This window comes from Salipiger pallidus (assembly GCF_014643635.1).
Lineage (GTDB): Bacteria > Pseudomonadota > Alphaproteobacteria > Rhodobacterales > Rhodobacteraceae > Salipiger > Salipiger pallidus.
On the sequence record NZ_BMJV01000005.1, the window covers coordinates 184,138 to 199,467 of the forward strand.

The 15,330-nt window shown below is 66.3% G+C and carries 14 protein-coding genes; 9 read left to right on the forward strand and 5 right to left on the reverse strand.

What is annotated here, in order from left to right:
• The 5 genes from IEX41_RS12965 to IEX41_RS12985 all read left to right on the forward strand — a co-directional run bounded on the left by IEX41_RS12965 (position 1) and on the right by IEX41_RS12985 (position 4,379).
• Positions 1-1,038 carry an ABC transporter substrate-binding protein gene (locus IEX41_RS12965; protein WP_188790679.1) on the forward strand — a complete coding sequence of 346 codons (1,038 nt, stop codon included), beginning with the start codon at positions 1-3 and terminating at the stop codon, positions 1,036-1,038.
• Positions 1,039-1,064: 26 nt separating this feature from the next.
• A complete protein-coding gene (locus IEX41_RS12970; protein ID WP_188790680.1) occupies positions 1,065-1,928 on the forward strand; it encodes an ABC transporter permease in 864 nt (287 codons plus the stop codon).
• Positions 1,925-2,704: an ABC transporter permease gene (locus tag IEX41_RS12975; protein WP_188790681.1), complete on the forward strand. Its 780-nt coding sequence runs from the start codon at positions 1,925-1,927 to the stop codon at positions 2,702-2,704. The genes IEX41_RS12970 and IEX41_RS12975 overlap by 4 nt, the downstream gene beginning before the upstream one ends.
• Positions 2,704-3,717, forward strand: coding sequence for an ABC transporter ATP-binding protein (locus IEX41_RS12980; protein WP_188790682.1), 1,014 nt, complete (start codon positions 2,704-2,706; stop codon positions 3,715-3,717). The genes IEX41_RS12975 and IEX41_RS12980 overlap by 1 nt, the downstream gene beginning before the upstream one ends.
• A 137-nt stretch (positions 3,718-3,854) precedes the next feature.
• Positions 3,855-4,379: a cysteine hydrolase family protein gene (locus tag IEX41_RS12985; RefSeq protein WP_229673204.1), complete on the forward strand. Its 525-nt coding sequence runs from the start codon at positions 3,855-3,857 to the stop codon at positions 4,377-4,379.
• Positions 4,380-4,621: 242 nt separating this feature from the next.
• Here the strand turns inward: IEX41_RS12985 and IEX41_RS12990 are convergent, their stop codons facing one another.
• The 5 genes from IEX41_RS12990 to IEX41_RS13010 form a co-directional block, all read right to left on the reverse strand.
• A complete protein-coding gene (locus IEX41_RS12990) occupies positions 4,622-7,099 on the reverse strand; it encodes a carbohydrate-binding protein (RefSeq protein WP_188790683.1) in 2,478 nt (825 codons plus the stop codon).
• 2 nt (positions 7,100-7,101) lie between these two features.
• Entirely contained in the window at positions 7,102-8,646 is a 1,545-nt protein-coding gene (locus tag IEX41_RS12995) for a gamma-glutamyltransferase family protein (RefSeq protein WP_188790920.1), read from the reverse strand.
• A gap of 90 nt (positions 8,647-8,736) precedes the next feature.
• Positions 8,737-10,038, reverse strand: a complete 1,302-nt coding sequence (locus tag IEX41_RS13000; protein ID WP_188790684.1) for an NAD(P)/FAD-dependent oxidoreductase — start codon at positions 10,036-10,038, stop codon at positions 8,737-8,739.
• A 12-nt stretch (positions 10,039-10,050) separates the two neighbouring features.
• The gene (locus tag IEX41_RS13005) at positions 10,051-10,857 is read right to left on the reverse strand and encodes a creatininase family protein (RefSeq protein ID WP_188790685.1); all 807 of its coding nucleotides are present in this window, start codon (positions 10,855-10,857) and stop codon (positions 10,051-10,053) included.
• On the reverse strand, positions 10,857-11,234 hold the full coding sequence (locus IEX41_RS13010) for a cupin domain-containing protein (RefSeq protein WP_188790686.1): 378 nt from the start codon (positions 11,232-11,234) through the stop codon (positions 10,857-10,859). Before IEX41_RS13010 ends, IEX41_RS13005 begins: the two co-directional genes overlap by 1 nt.
• 265 nt (positions 11,235-11,499) lie before the next feature.
• Here IEX41_RS13010 and IEX41_RS13015 point away from each other — a divergent pair, with 265 nt between their 5' ends.
• From IEX41_RS13015 to IEX41_RS13030, 4 genes are all read left to right on the forward strand, one after another.
• Complete coding sequence (locus IEX41_RS13015) at positions 11,500-12,249, forward strand: GntR family transcriptional regulator (protein WP_188790687.1); 750 nt, start codon at positions 11,500-11,502, stop codon at positions 12,247-12,249.
• Between the two features lie 119 nt (positions 12,250-12,368).
• Positions 12,369-13,034, forward strand: coding sequence for an aspartate/glutamate racemase family protein (locus IEX41_RS13020; protein ID WP_188790688.1), 666 nt, complete (start codon positions 12,369-12,371; stop codon positions 13,032-13,034).
• A 16-nt stretch (positions 13,035-13,050) separates the two neighbouring features.
• Positions 13,051-14,400, forward strand: a complete 1,350-nt coding sequence (locus tag IEX41_RS13025; protein ID WP_188790689.1) for a dihydroorotase — start codon at positions 13,051-13,053, stop codon at positions 14,398-14,400.
• A 15-nt stretch (positions 14,401-14,415) separates the two neighbouring features.
• Positions 14,416-15,198 (forward strand): SDR family oxidoreductase, encoded by a 783-nt coding sequence (locus tag IEX41_RS13030; protein ID WP_188790690.1) that lies wholly within the window; start codon positions 14,416-14,418, stop codon positions 15,196-15,198.
• Positions 15,199-15,330 lie beyond the last annotated feature (132 nt).

The window sequence follows — 15,330 nt, forward strand, 5'->3', positions numbered from 1 at the left end:
ATGAAGACCCGCACTTCCCTCATCGCCCTCACTGCCGTGGCGCTTGCCTCTGCCGCCCACGCAGACGAGATCCGCGTACTCAACTGGCAGGGCTACGGCACCGATCTAGACTGGTCGCTCGAGGCCTTTGAAGAGGCCACCGGCCACACCGTGGTGCATGAGTATTTCAACTCCGAGCAGGAAATGCTCACCAAGATGCGCACCAACCCCGGTGCCTACGACGTTGTGCTCATCAACGCCGCCTACACGACGCAAGCCTATGACGAGGGGCTGCTTGCCCCGATCGACACCTCTGCCATCGACAACTATGCGGGCGTGCCCGCCAATTTTGCCGAAGACCCCGCGCTGATGCACGAGGGCAAGGTCTACGGCGTGCCGTGGACCTGGGGCCTGACCGCCATCGCCATCAACAGCAATTCCTTCGACGAAGCGCCAACTTCAATCCAGGTGCTGTGGGATCCCGCCTACAAGGGCCGCGTGTCCATCCGTGATGACGCCGAGGAGGCAGTTCACCTTGGGGCTCTGGCCACCGGGCAGGACATCAACAACATCGAGGATCTCGATGCGGTCGAGGCCAAGCTCGCCGAGCTGATGCCGCAGCTGCGCACCTTCTGGTCGTCGGAAAACGACTGGAACCAGTTCATGGCGGCGGGCGAGCTGGACGTTGCAAGCTACTGGTCGGGCTCGGCGGCGCGCTCCGCAGGCATGGGGCTGCCGGTGGATTTCGTGGTGCCCGAAGAAGGCGCCATCGCATGGCTTGACGGTCTGTCGATTCCCGAAACATCTGAGCACAAGGAGGCCGCCGCCCAGTTCATCGACTGGATGATCGACCCCGAGTTCTACGTGCAATGGGACGAGGAAGGTGCGCCCGCCTCGGCCAACGCCGAGGCCGCAGCGGCCCTCCCGGACGACGCCTTCAACAAGCGGGTGCTGGGCGATCCCGATGTCGCCGCGCTGGCCCGCTTCCGCGCGCCCATGGACGACGAGACCCGCGAGACCTATCTCGCGCTCTGGCAAAGCCTGAAGGCTGCCCAGTAAGCCCCTGACAAGAATAGGAGAACAGCATGGCACAAGTGGCCCATGCCAGTGACCGGAGACGGCTGTTCGCGCTGCTTTCACCGGCCTATCTGTGGCTCACGCTGGCGGTGTTCCTGCCGCTGTCGGCCATGCTGTTCTTCAGCGTCCTGTCGGACATGCCAGGGGCCGATGGCGGCTGGGGCCTGACCCTTGGCAACTACGCTGCATTCCTGGAAAACCCAACCTATTCAACGCTCTTGTGGAAGTCGTTGAAGCTGGGAGCGACGGTCACCTTCTTCTGCGTCATCATCGGCTACCCTTGCGCGCTGGTGCTGGCGAAATCCATCCGGGGCCGGTCGCGCGAGGCGCTGTTCCTGCTGGTGATCCTGCCGTTCTGGTCCAATTCGCTGGTCCGCATCTTCTCATGGGCCATCGTGCTGCGCGGCAATGGCGTGCTCGAGCGGGCGCTCAACTGGGTGTTGCCCTTCGATATAAGGCTGAACCTGATGTTCACCACCGAGGCGGTGACCATCGGCCTTGTCCACAGCTACCTGCCTTATGTGATCCTCACGAGTTACCTCGCGCTTCAGGCCATCGACGACGACATCCTTGATGCGGCGCGGTCCATGGGCGCTTCGAAGCTCACCATCCTGCGCCGACTGCTGCTGCCGCTGTCCCTGCCGGGGCTGCTCGCGGGGGCTGTACTGGTCTTTGTGCCCGTGGTGGGCAGCTTCATGGAGCCGCGCATCCTTGGTGGGCGCATGGGCACCTATTACGGCACCGTCATCGAGGACCAGTTCGTCGCGGTCTACAACTGGCCCCTTGGCGCGGCGCTCTCCTTCATCCTGCTGGCGGTGGTGCTTGTGATCCTCGGGGCCGCCTCCCCAGCGCTCAGAAAGGCCCGCACATGACCCTCCTTGCGCTCGCGGGCCGCGTCTGGCTCGGCCTCGTGCTGCTGTTCCTCTACGCGCCGATCCTCATGATGGCGGCCATGAGCTTCAATGCCTCACCCTTCTACCAGCTGCCCTTCGAGTTCAGCACGAAGTGGTACGCGGACATGGCGGGCAACGACCAGATCATCGACGCGGCGCTGCGGTCGGTGCTGATCGCCTTCGTGGTCACCGCCATCGCCACCGCCGTGGGCACGGCGGCGTCCATCGCGCTTTTTCGCTACGACTTCCCCGGCAAGCGGGTGCTGCAGGTGCTGCTGTTCCCTCCCATCGCCATACCGTGGCTCATCACCGGGACCGCTATGCTGGTGTTCTTCTTCTCCATCGGCATCGGGCGCGGCACGCCCGCGGTCATCATCGGCCACGTCGCGCTGGCGCTGCCTTACGTCATCGTCACCGTCACCGCGCGGCTGTCGGCCTTCGACGTGACGCTGGAAGAGGCGGCGCGCTCCATGGGCGCGGGCCAGTGGACGGTGCTGCGCCGGGTCACGCTGCCCTTCATCGCACCGGGCATCGTTGCGGGCGGGCTCTTTGCCTTTGCGGTCAGCTTCGATCAGTTCGTGGTGAGCTACTTCCTGTCCAAACCGGGCGACACCACCCTTCCGGTGCTGATCTACACCGCCATCCGCAAGGGCTTCACCCCCGAGATCAACGCCATCTCGACCATCATCATCACCGTCTCCATGGCGGTCATGTTCCTTGCCGCGCGCAAATCGAACTTCGGAGGAGACCGCTGATGTCGCAGGTCGAAACCACTCGGGTCACCAAGAGCTTCGGGAAGACGAAGGCACTCGACGACGTGTCTCTGACTTTTGACGACGGCGGGTTCTTTGCCCTCCTGGGCCCATCGGGGTCGGGCAAGACCACGCTGCTCCGGACCATCGCGGGGTTTCATTTCCCCGACAGTGGCAGCATCCGCGTCGGCGAGCGAAACGTCGAGAAGGTGCCCGTGGAAAAGCGCGACATCGGCATGATGTTCCAGAATTACGCGCTGTTTCCCAACCTCAGCGTGGCCGACAACATCGGCTTTGGCCTCAGGGTGCGCAAGGTCGGCGCGACCGAGGAAAAGCGCCGCATCGCGGAGGCGCTCGAACTGGTGCAGCTGCGCGATCTGGGGAACCGCATGCCCGCGCAGCTGTCGGGCGGGCAGCGCCAGAGGGTTGCGCTGGCGCGGGCGTTCGTCACGCGCCCGAAGGTGCTGCTGCTGGACGAGCCATTGTCGGCGCTCGACAAGTCGCTGCGCATCGACATGCAGGTGGAACTGAAGCGTATCCAGCGCGAGGTGGGCATCACCACGATCTTCGTCACCCACGATCAGGAAGAGGCGCTGACCCTTGCCGACCGTATCGGCATCTTGCGCGATGGCCGCCTCGTGCAGGCCGGTCCCCCGCGCGAGGTCTACGACCGCCCCGCCACCGCCTTCGCCGCAGGTTTTCTCGGGGATGCCAACTGGATCCCCGAGGCATTGCTTGGCGGGCTGGCCCTGCCTGCGGCGCTGCCGTTCGGCCCGACCCGCTATGCCACGCGCCCCGAGGCGCTGACGATCTCGGCCACGCGGCCCGAGGGCAACGCCCTGCCCGCGCGGCTGGTCAGCCGGGTCTTTGCCGGCGCCATGGCGACGCTGCTTCTGGACGTCGCCGGGGAGCCTTGGAAGCTCATCGCCCGTGACCGCGACATCCCTGCCGTGGCCGAGGGACAAGAGGTCTGGCTTGGCTGGGCGGCGGGCGATACGCTTGCCGTCGCCGCCTGAGGTTTTAACTGTGACGGAGGCGCCCGACACTTGCGCCTCGGCGGACACTTCGGGCAACACGGCTCAGGCCTGACTGGCGCGCAGGCCCTTGGACAGCATGACGATCAGGCCGCCCCGCGCCCGACCCGGAGGACCCCATGACCGACCATCTTCTCGTCATTGACATGCAGCCGGGCTTTGGCCATCCCGAAAGCCCGTGGTGCACCCCCGGCTATGCGCGTGTGGCGGACAACATCGCTCAACTTCTGCCCACGTTTCAGGACCGGGTTCTCTTCACCCGCTTCCTGCCGCCGCTGACGCCCAACGGCGCTTGGGTGCCCTATTACGAGGCATGGCCCTTTGCGCTCGACCCCGAGCAACGCTGGCTGTGGGAGCTCGACCCGCGGTTCACTGGTGGTACGGTGCAGAGTCATCGCTTTGCCAAGTGGCGCGAGGCGGCACCACTGGTCCCCGAGGATGCGACGCTGGTGATCGCCGGAGTCGCGACGGATTGCTGCGTACTCGGCACCGCAATCGAGGCGGTGGACGACGGCCGCCGCGTGCGCCTCGTGGCCGACGCCTGCTCGGCAGGCTCAGAGGCGCTGCACGAAGCGGCGCTGACGGTGATGCGCGACCGCGCGCCAATGCTGACGATCACCGACACCGCCACAGAGGCAAGATAAGGCTCAGGGCTCAGGGCTCAGGGCTCAGGGCTCAGGGCTCAGGGCTCAGGGCTCAGGGCTCAGGGCTCAGGGCTCAGGGCTCAGGGCTCAGGGCATGTGCGCGGCGGGTCCGTTGCAAGCAAGGCGTTTGACGAAGCTCCCATCGCGAACTCATTGCGCCCTTTCGGCCCTCACATCGACCGGAGCGGATGAGTTCGCCTCCTCGACGGCCTCGCCCCAATCGCCGACAAAGCAAGGGGATGTCAGCGCTTGTCCAGCAACCGAGGCGCCTTCGTCAGCCCTGATGCGTCCGGCCAGCCCGTCCCGGCGAAGCGCGAGCCACAGAGGTAGCGGTTCGCCCCGGTGTTCATCACTTCGATCCGCAGCCTGTGCGGCCCTTCGGCCACGCGCCCCAGCGGCACATGGTAGGGCGCATGGTGGCATCCTCCCACAAGCGCCCCGTCCAGTGACACCCGCGCCGCGCAGGCCAGCTCCGGTAAGGCAAGGACCAACTCCTGATCCCGGTCAGTGTGAAATGTCGTCTCGTAGCACCCGCAGCCAGAGAACGCCTGGTCCCCCTGCACCTGCCAGCCAGCCCCGACCGAAACCGCCCGGGCCGTACCAGTGGTCGCTAGGGTCCATCCGCCGTTCAGCACCATCACCTCGGTCAGTGGCTTGGCCCCGAGCGCCAGGGTCGATCCAGCCACCGCAGCGGCGTCAGGCTTCAGCCGAAGGCGATGCACCTGTTGCGGCGCGAGTCGGAGCGTCGCCCGCTGCACAGGGCGGTGAGCATGATCCCCTGCGCGCAGGCAAAACCCGCTCTCGAAAGCCAGCGCTACCTCGCAGGGCGCGTCGCCTTCGTTGAACAACACCAGACGCCACCAACCGTCCGCATCCCGTCCGCAAGACAGCTGCCTGAGGCCTGGCACGGCCTCTGCCAGCGGTACTCCGGTGCATTCGCTCAAGAGCGTGCGTAGAACCACGCCTTCGGGTGGCGGGCCGTCCTCGACCCAAATTCGAGCCCTCAGCACGTCGATCCGGTCCGCAGACGCCGCGGTTTGCAGGTGGGTGACTTCGGGCAGGACGAGCCCCACGATCTCGGCACCGTCCAACATCACGGCCTCACCGGCGGTCATCCGCCACAGCCCCGCTTCGTCGATCACGAGAGGCCGCACACCAGCCTCTGTGAGCGCCCGACACCACGCTCCGAAACGGGTCGCGTGAGCATGCCGTGGCCCCTCGGCCAAGGCCGTCTCGTAGGGGTAGAGGATCGCGATACGAGGGCATTTCGCGTTTTCAAGAAATACCGAAAGCTCTGCCATCTCCCGCGCCAGCGCGGGCATCACCGGCCACCATGGCTGGAAATTGTACCCTGGCGCAAAGTCGAAACGCAGGTTGTCGAGAGCACTGTCCCGCGCATCTCCGTCGTTTTCATAAAGCGCATGAAGAATGATCCGCGACGCTCCCAGCAGATGCAGGCGGATCATCTGGGCGCGCAGGGCTGCAGGCGTCAACTCCCACTGGCCGCTTGCCCTTACGTCCGAGCGTTCAGACGTCAGGTAAAGCTCGACCTCACAGCCCGTGCGGCCCGAGGCATGGGCGATCCCAAAACCCAACAGCGGCGCAAGCTGCGCCTCGAGGTTGTTGGCATCCACCGCCGTCACATCACGATAGCGGTCGGTGCCGAAGAAATCCGCGGCCATGGCAGCGCGAGGGTCAATGCTGGTGAAGCCGCCGCTCAAGTCGAACGAGGCGATATGCGGCAAGATCTCGTGCCCCGAGAGCTGCAGGCCGTAGACATCGCAGAACCTCCGCAGCGCGCCGAGGAAAGCGGTCTGCATCCGCCCCGTGACCGCCCGGTAAATGCGGCTTCGGATTGCGGGTGCCTCCGGCAGATCCCTGAGCAGCGCCAGCAGTTGCGGACCAAGCGGTCCATGGGCCTCGATCTCGGCCTGCAGCGCGTCAGACCATGCAAGGCTGTTTCGGAGGTTTCCGAAACGCTCCGGCCAATCGTAGAGCACCGGCGCAGGCTGGTCGAAGAACAGCCGGTCCAAAGTCCCGCCCATGTGGCCCGCACAGGCTGACGCGTAGGGGGTAAGGCCGACCTCGACAAAGCGCCTGCCCGCCTCTGGTGACAGGTAATCCGGGATGCGCGAGGTCGAGCTCCGGGCAGCAAGGAAGACGGTCCAGCGCGTGCCCTCGGGCAGGCCTTCAGCGCGGACCGTGGCGCCCTCGGGGCCTGACGTGGCCAGCCGCACTTGGGCGGTGATGTCCTCGGGGCCATGGGGGCGCTCAGCCACTGCGGCGACGATCTTCCACCCCATCCAGAGCGGGGTCCCATCCTCATGCATCCAGTGCCGCGCCGCCGGGCCAAGGCTTGCGCCCAGCGTGGCCTCGATCTCGTCCACGCCAAGCTCAGCCCCGGTGCCACCGGCCCAGAACAGATGCCGTTCACGCAGATGCTCCGCGCCGTCCACGATGCGCCCGCCCGCATGGCCGCTGATCCAGGCGTAATCATCGTAGAGCCCGGCCTTTAGGCCAAGCTCCGACATGATCTCCACTGCGGTGGCATAGGCGCGCAGCCAGCCGACTGAGAGGTAGATCTCGCGCGACAAGGACAGCCGAGCCTGAATGTAGATCCGCACGAACCCGGCATCGCGAAAGCTGCGCAGCTGGTCGCGCATGTCCTTCTCGGTCGGCAGGCGCGACCAGAACCAGTAGGCGTCAAGCCGCGTCTTCATGCTCAGAAGGCCAGCGCGAGCCCGTCCTTGCGCGGGTCGGACCCGGCTACGTACCCTGCGTCCGTGCGCTGGATCAGCTGCGCGCCACCAAAGCCGAAGACCGCATCGGGGCTTTCGCGCTTCAGCTCGTGGCCCATTGTGGTCAGTTGCGCGGCAAGCCCTTCGTCAAAGGTGCTCTCGATGGCGACGCCGCGGCCTGCGGTCACCCGCCAGCGCGGCGCATCGGCTGCCGCCTGCGGGTTCTGGCCGAAGCCGAGCACGCGCAGCGCCATCTGCAGGTGCCCCTGCGCCTGCATCGGGCCGCCCATGACGCCGAAGGACATGGCAGGCTGGCCCTTCGCGTCGGTGGCAAAGCAGGGAATGATGGTCTGGAACGGTTTCTTGCGCGGGGCGACCACGTTGACGTGGGCAGGATCAAGCGAAAAGCCCGCGCCACGGTTCTGCATCGAGATCCCCCAGTCCGGCACCACTGCGCCCGAGCCGAAGCCCATGAAGTTCGACTGGATGAAGGACACCATGCGCCCGTCGCGGTCGGCGGTGGACAGGTAGACCGTACCGCCCAGTTTCGGGGTTCCGTGGCCCGGATCACCCGCCTTTGACGGATCGATTAGCGCGGCGCGCTTCGCGAGGTAGTCGGGCGTCAGGAAGTCGGCGGGCGTGTGGCGCATGTGGCCCAAGTCAGCGATATGTTCGTAGGCGTCCACAAGGCCCAGCTTCACCGCCTCGATGGCAAGGTGCATGGTGGCGGGATCGTCAGGGGCGCCGTCCTTCCAGCCCAGCCGGTCCAGCACGCCCAAGGAGATGAGCGCCCCGAGCCCCTGCCCGTTCGGCGGGATCTCGTGGATCCTGTAGCCTGCGAATTCGGTCGAGATCGGGGCAACCCATTCCGCCTCGTGGGCGGCCAGATCGTCGACGCTCAGCACAGCGCCATTGGCCTTGGCGGCGGCGGCGATGACCTCGGCCACCTCACCGCGATAGAAGGCCTCTCCCTCGGTGGCGACGATGGCGCGCAGTGTGCGGGCGTGACCCGGCAGACGCATTCGCTGGCCCGCCAGCGGCGCCGTGCCGCCGTGCAGGAAGCAGCCCGCAAACCCGGGTTGGCTGCCCAGCTGCTTCGCACCGTTGGCCCAGAGTTTCGCGATGACCGGAGACACCGGGAAGCCTTCCTCCGCGATCCGGATGGCGGGGGCGGCAAGCTGCTCGAGCGGCAGGGTGCCAAAGCGTCTCCACAGCGCGATCCAGCCCGAGACCGCCCCCGGCACGGTCACCGAATCCCAGCCGCGCTGGGGCATGATATCGGCGCCGGCGAAGCGCTCGGGCGTCCAGCCCTCGGGCGAGCGGCCCGAGGCATTCAGCCCGTGCAGTTCCGCACCGTCCCAGACCAGCGCGTAGCCGTCCGAGCCAAGCCCGCAGCCCGTGGGCTCCACCACCGTCAGCACCATGGCTGCCGCGATCGCCGCGTCCACTGCCGTGCCGCCCGCGTGCAGCATCGCCATGCCCGCCTGTGCCGCCAGCGGCTGCGAGGTGGCAACGGCGCTATCGCCCATGACGGGCTGGCGGACGGAAGCGTAAGGCAGGGTCGGATCAATCACGGGCTTGGGTCCTTCTCTATCATCGAGGTCAGTTCGGCGGCCTGCTCAGGAAGGCGCCTCGGTCTCGAGACGGTCACGGAATTCGCTCCAAGGCAACCACATATAGGGGCCAATGGGCGCGAAGGCGCGCATGGGCACCGGGTCCGGCTGCGTGACGGGCACCACAAATTCGGCCTCGGTGGTGCGGCCGGCAAGGAAGCGCCCCAGCTCGTAGCCGAAGGCGGTGGTCAGAGCCACGCCGCGCCCGTTGCAGGCGATGGGCGCCCAGAGGCCATCATTCAACCGATACAGGCGCGGCAAACTGTCGAGCGTGATCGCCACGGTGCCCGTCCACGCATATTCGGCGCGCACCTTGCCGAGGCCGGGCAGGAAGCGCTCGAAGCGTTTCTCGAACCGGCGGCGGGTGCGGGCCATGCGCCCCGGCCCCGGGTAGACGAGGCCACCGCCCACGATGCGCCCATCGGGCGACCAGCGGGCCGCGAAAAGGTGCCGGCGGGTGTCGGCCACCGGGGCGCGGGCGGGCAAGATGCGCGCCTGCGTCTCGGCGTCAAAGCGCTGGGTGGCGATCTGGAAGCTGCGGGTGGGAATGATCGAGCGGTCCACGGCGGCACACAGCGGCCCCACCATAGCGTTCGAGGTCAGCACCACCTGCCCCGCCCGCACCCGGCCCGAAGCGGTCCTGACCGCCCATCCGATGCCGTCGCGCTCAATCCCCGTCACCGGGGAGCGGGCGAGGATCTGCACCCCGGCCCCAAGGCAGGCGCGCACCAGCCCGCGCACATAGGCCAGCGGGTTCACCTGCCCGCCGGTGGGGATGTGCATGGCGCCGTGGTAGCCGTCCATCCCGGTCTTGGCATGGGTGGCCTCGGCATCCAGAAGCTCCACGTCGAAGCCCAGATCGCGCCATTCGGACACCTGCGCCGCATTGGCAGCCAGCGCGGCACGGCTGTGGGCCGGTTGCAGCCAGCCGGTCTGCTCGGCACCGTCAATGCCGTGCTCGCGCACCAGATCGAACAGACGCGTGCCAGACCCGCCGATCATCCGGCTAAACGCCTCACCACGCGGCTTGCCGAAGGTCGCCATGGCATTCTTTGGCGACAGCGCCTTCTTGAGCGTCGGCACCACGAAGCCGGTATTGCGCCCGGAGGCGCCGAACCCCGGCTCGGACGCCTCGATGAGCGCAACCGAATGCCCCTCGGCGGCCAGCGTAAGCGCGGTGTTGAGGCCGAGATACCCCGCCCCCACCAGCGCGAAATCCACCGTGATCTCGCCCTCAAGACGCGGCAGGTCCGGACCGGAAGGGGTGATCGCGGACCACAGGGAGTGTTTGAAGGTTTCCTCAACCATAAAGGTGCCTTTTCAGCCAGCGAGGGGCGCCATGCCCCCGGTCTTGCCAGTGCGCAGCGGCGCACGGGCGAAATCATCGTAGAAGGCGGCAAGCCGGGCCACCGTGACTTCGAGCATCGCCTCACCGTTGCGCAGGTCAGCCGCGCCGGGATCACCGTAATAACCGCAGTCGTCCGGCTGGAAGACCGGCGGCCAGATCGCCCCTGCGGTGGTGATGGGATCACCCGCGCTGTCCGAGGCCATCCACGGCTGGGTGCAGCGGGGCGGATAGCCCTGCCCAGCGTTCTCATCCACAAGCCCAAGCGCCATCAGAAGCGCGGTTTCGTATTCGCAGGCGTGGCCCGCTCGGTCTAGCCCGCCCTTCAGCATCGGCACCCAGTCGGCCTGTGATGGGGCAAAGTAGTTCACTGCTCCAACCGCGTGGCCGTCGGTCACCATCTCACCGATAAGGCTGCGCAGGGGCGCTTCGTTGCCGCCATGGCCGTTGACGAAAAGCACGCGGTTGAACCCGGTGTCGAGCACGGAGCGCGCGAGGTCATGCAGCACCGCCAGATAGGTGGTCAGCCGCAGCGACAGCGTCCCGGCCCAAGCCCCGTGATGGGGCGAAAAGCCGGACGCCACGGCCGGGGCCACGACAACCGGCACCCCTGCCCGCTCCGCTGCACGTTCCGCCACGGCCGCGCTCAGCAGCGTGTCGCAGCCGACGGGAAGATGATCGCCATGCTGCTCGGTCGCGCCGGTGGGAATGACCACCAGCGCGCCCAACTCACGCAGCCCGGCAAGCTCCTGCCGTGTCAGGGAATGCCAGAGCCGTGCCATCACATGTCGCCATGTTCCTTGGACGGGTTGGCGCAGACCGCGACAACCAGCCCAGCTTCGCCGATGATGTGGCGGTAGCGGTAGGATTTGGGCAGGTACATCGCGTCACCCTGCTTGAAGATCCGCTCTTCGCCAGTTTCCTCGACGATCTGGCGCGACCAGCCCTGCAGGCAGTAAAGCACCACCTGGTTCTCGCCGTTGCCCTCTACCATCACGTCGAAGTTCGGCATGTAGGTGGTGATGTGGAACGAGAACGAGCAGCCATTCTGGTTCTTGGTGATGAGCCGGTGAGAGAATTCCTTGCCTTCGTGCACCCAGGTCAGCGGCACGTCTTCCTGACGGGCCCACTGGATTGTGTCTTCAAGCGCTTTGGTCACGGGAATGTCCTTTTCTGATGGGAGCGGCGCGGCCACGTCCCCGAGTCGTTTGGGTATTTGGTGTAATATATCTGAGAAATCTTACAGGAATTGTCCAGTACAACCGGCCCCGAATTGCTCTTTGCTGGCGTGAGATGCCCGAAAAGAATGCACCCGGGCGCGTCGCTGACAAAAGGGCGGAAGAGAGCGCAATGCAATTGAACCAGAAAGAACTTTTGATATATCAGGGAAAACATCTTTTTCGACACAACCGGAGATACTGCCCGTGAGCCAACTTGCCGAGACGTCTCCGAAGAGCGCCACCAAGCCCGCGGCCAAAGCCAAGGCTGGGGCCGTCAAGAAGACCACGAAGCGCCAGTCGCTGACGGAACAGGTCTATGCCCAGTTGCGCCGCGAGATCCTCAGCTGCACGCTTAAACCGGGCACGGACCTGTCGGAGGCCGAGCTGGCGGAGCGCTTTGACGTCTCCAAAACCCCGGTGCGCGAGGCCCTCGCGGCGCTGCGCCTCGACGGGCTGATCCGCACCTTCCCGCGCCGTGGCTACCAGGTGGCACCGATCACCTTTGGCGACATGAACGAGCTTTTCGACGTGCGCACGATCCTCGAATCGGGCGCCGCCGAGATGGCCGCCAGCCGTGTGACCGACGAAGAGCTTGATCGCCTCACCCAACTGGCGGTTGCCTCCTACGATGTGAGCGCCCAGACCACGCTTGCGGAGTTCATCACGAAGAACCGCGACTTCCACCTTGCGATCGCCCGTGCGTCGCGGAACGAACGGCTCTACCAGATGCTGGAGCGGCAGATCGACGAGCTTGAGCGGTTCTTTTACCTCGGCGCGACCTTGCGCGACGTGAACACCGAAACCAACGAGGAACACAAGGAAATCGTCGAGGTTCTTGCCCGGCGCGACCCCGAAGCCGCGCGCCAGATTCTGGTTCACCACAACGATGTTACCCGCAAGGGCCTGATCACCACGCTGGCCAGCAGTCCCAGCTTCGGAACGGTCTCTCTTTAAGCACATTGCCCGGCGCCCGCGGGTTTTGCGGCCCGCGTGTGTCGGAAAGCATTGGCAACATCCGTGATATATCTATAAAATACCTAAACAAACATAGAAGCCATATCAGAGACCGTCCGATGACCCGCATCTTCATCCTGAACCCCAACAGCAGCGCCAGCGTCACCGACGCCATGGCGCACTCCGTTGACCTCGTGAAGGACGGGCTCTGGGCCGAGCCAGTCTTCGGCACCCTCGAGGGTGGCCCCGCCGGCATCGAAAGCCAGGCCGACATCGACACGGTTATCCCGCCCCTGCTGGACCGGATTGCCGCGGAAGAGGCCGACGCCTACGTGATCGGCTGCTTTTCGGATCCCGGCCTTGCGGTGGCCAAGGCGAACTCGGCCGCGCCCGTGGTCGGCATCGCCGAAGCTGCCTATGGGGAGGCCGTGCAGCTTGGCGTGCCCTTCGGCGTGGTATCCATCGTGCAGGCCTCCATCGGCCGTCACGCCAAGGCCATCGATGCGCTTGGCTACACGCCCTTCCTTGCCGGTGACCGGTCGCTCGACATCGGCGTGACGGAAATGGATCAGGCCGACCGCGCGATTGCCCGCATCACCGAGATCGGGACCGAGCTGCGCGACATCGACGGCGCGCGGTCGCTGATCCTCGGCTGTGCCTCCATGGGCGTTTACCGCGCCGAGATCGAACGCCGGCTCGGCCTGCCGGTCATCGACCCGGTACAGGCCGGCGCACTCAGGGCGCAGATGCTGCTGACCCTGAACTACCCCAAGACCCCGCACTGAATGAAAAGGACCTCCCATGTTTGATCTGCTCCTCAAGGGCTCGGTGGTCCTGCCCGACCGCATCATCGAAGACGGCTGGGTCGCGGTACGCGGCGAGCGCATCGGCGCCATCGGCACCGGCGAAGCGCCTCAGGCCACCAAGATGATCGACGCCGGCACCGACTGGATCATCCCCGGTATCGTCGACGGTCAGACCCACGCCACCAGCTACAAGGGCCTTCCCGGATTCGAGGCGACGTCGCAATCAGCCTTGGCGGGCGGCATCACCACCATGGTGGACATGCCCTACGACAACCCCGACCCGCTGAACACTCTCGAGCGGTTCGATGCCAAGGTGCAGGCAGTCCACGATTATTCCCATTGCGACGTGGCGCTTTACGGCACCGTGGCCCCGGGTCAGGGCACCGATCTCATGCAGCCGCTCGCCGACCGGGGAATCTGCGCCTTCAAGCTGTCGCTGATCGAAAGCCACCCGGTGCGCTTCCCGCGCATCCCGGCGGACGAGATCCTCGACATCCTCACCGCCTCGGTGCCCACCGGCCTGCCCGTGGGCCTGCACAACGAAGATCAGGAGATCGTCCGCGCGATGATCGAGCGGCACAAGGCCCAAGGCCTTACCCGCCCCGAGCACAACGAAACCTCGCGCCCCGAGGTGGCCGAGCTCAGCGCAACCGCGCAGTTCATGGAGTTGGGCGCGGCCACCGGCGCGCATGTGCATATCGTGCACCTCTCGTCGCCGCGTGGGCTGCAGATGATCGCCGAGTATGCGGCGCGCGGCGTGCGCGCCACCGGCGAGCTATGCGTGCACTACCTGCATTTCGACGCCGCCCGTGACATCGAACGGCTTGGCGCGCGCATGAAGGTGTCACCCCCCATCCGTTCGGGCATGATCGAGGACCTGTGGCAGGCCTGCGAAGACGGCCTTCCCGCCCTCATTTCCTCGGATCATTCGAGCTGGCCCATCGACAACAAGCTGGCGGCTTCCATCTTTGACGCAGGCGCGGGCATTCCCGGGCTTGAGACGCTGGGGCCGTCTTTTTACACGGACGCCGCCGAACGCTACGGCGAAGAGGGTGCCGTCCGCCGCCTCGTGGACTACATGTGCCTCAAGCCCGCGGAATTCTTCGGGCTGGCGCCGCGCAAGGGCGCCATTGCCGCCGGGGCAGACGCGGATCTTGTCGTGCTCAAGCGCGGCCCGAAGCCGTTCGACGCCTCGCAGACCCGTGACGGGCTCAACTGGAGCCCCTATGACGGCGAAACATTCACTGCCTCCGTCGCCACCACCGTGCGGCGCGGGGAAATCGCCTGGGATGGCGCGCAGATCCTGTCAACGGCAGGCAGCGGCGCCTTCATCCCGCGCAACTGATAAAGGAAGTACCCTATGGATCTCGGGATCACCGACAAACGCGCCCTCGTGCTGGCCTCCTCCCGGGGCCTTGGCCTCGGCATCGCCGAAGCGCTGGTGGCCGAAGGCGTCCACGTCATGCTGACCGGTCGCAACGAAGCCGCGCTCAAGGAAGCCTCGGAGCGTCTGACCGCCGCCGGTCCCGGCCGCGCGGTCTTTGCCGTGGTGGATATGAGCGCCCCTGACGCGGCGGACACCGTGGTGACGGCGGCCATCGACGCGCTTGGCGGCGTCGACATCCTCGTCAACAACACCGGCGGCCCGAAGCCCGGCCCGATCACCGCATCGACCGGCTGGACCGATGCCTTCGACACCATGGTCGAGCGCGTCATCTCCGTGACCAACCTGCTGCTGCCGCACATGCGCGAGCGGGGCTGGGGCCGCATCCTGACGCTGACCTCGTCGGGCGTGGAACAGCCGATCCCCAACCTTGGCATGTCCAACACCCTGCGCGCGGCGCTGCTGGGCTGGTCCAAGACGCTGGCCTCGGAAGTGGCGGGCGACGGCGTGACCTCGAACATCCTGCTGCCGGGCCGCATCCATACCGACCGGGTGGACGAGCTGGACGCCAACGCCGCCAAGCGCCAAGGCAAGACCCCCGAGGAGGTCGCCACCGCATCGCGCGCCACAATCCCCGCGGGCCGTTACGGCAAGGTTGAGGAATTTGCCGCCGTCGCCGCTTTCCTCGTGAGCGACAAGGCCTCCTACGTCACCGGCGCCAAGTTCCGCTGCGATGGCGGCATGATCCGGTCCATCTGACCGGCTGATCTTCCCGGCGGGCGTATTCTCCCTTTGCGCCCCCGGTTGCCGCGCCTTTACCCGCGCGGCGATCGAGCGTGGCTCCCTTTCGCTTCGGGTCACTCGGGCGGCCCCATGTGCAGGGGCCGCCCT

Bases quoted from the DNA above. Each gene is read 5' to 3' on its own strand.
- IEX41_RS12965 (WP_188790679.1), top strand. From the start codon at position 1: ATGAAGACCCGCACTTCCCTCATCGCCCTCACTGCCGTGGCGCTTGCC.
- IEX41_RS12970 (WP_188790680.1), top strand. From the start codon at position 1,065: ATGGCACAAGTGGCCCATGCCAGTGACCGGAGACGGCTGTTCGCGCTG.
- IEX41_RS12975 (WP_188790681.1), top strand. From the start codon at position 1,925: ATGACCCTCCTTGCGCTCGCGGGCCGCGTCTGGCTCGGCCTCGTGCTG.
- IEX41_RS12980 (WP_188790682.1), top strand. From the start codon at position 2,704: ATGTCGCAGGTCGAAACCACTCGGGTCACCAAGAGCTTCGGGAAGACG.
- IEX41_RS12985 (WP_229673204.1), top strand. From the start codon at position 3,855: ATGACCGACCATCTTCTCGTCATTGACATGCAGCCGGGCTTTGGCCAT.
- IEX41_RS12990 (WP_188790683.1), bottom strand. From the start codon at position 7,099: ATGAAGACGCGGCTTGACGCCTACTGGTTCTGGTCGCGCCTGCCGACC.
- IEX41_RS12995 (WP_188790920.1), bottom strand. From the start codon at position 8,646: ATGGGCGATAGCGCCGTTGCCACCTCGCAGCCGCTGGCGGCACAGGCG.
- IEX41_RS13000 (WP_188790684.1), bottom strand. From the start codon at position 10,038: ATGGTTGAGGAAACCTTCAAACACTCCCTGTGGTCCGCGATCACCCCT.
- IEX41_RS13005 (WP_188790685.1), bottom strand. From the start codon at position 10,857: ATGGCACGGCTCTGGCATTCCCTGACACGGCAGGAGCTTGCCGGGCTG.
- IEX41_RS13020 (WP_188790688.1), top strand. From the start codon at position 12,369: ATGACCCGCATCTTCATCCTGAACCCCAACAGCAGCGCCAGCGTCACC.
- IEX41_RS13025 (WP_188790689.1), top strand. From the start codon at position 13,051: ATGTTTGATCTGCTCCTCAAGGGCTCGGTGGTCCTGCCCGACCGCATC.
- IEX41_RS13030 (WP_188790690.1), top strand. From the start codon at position 14,416: ATGGATCTCGGGATCACCGACAAACGCGCCCTCGTGCTGGCCTCCTCC.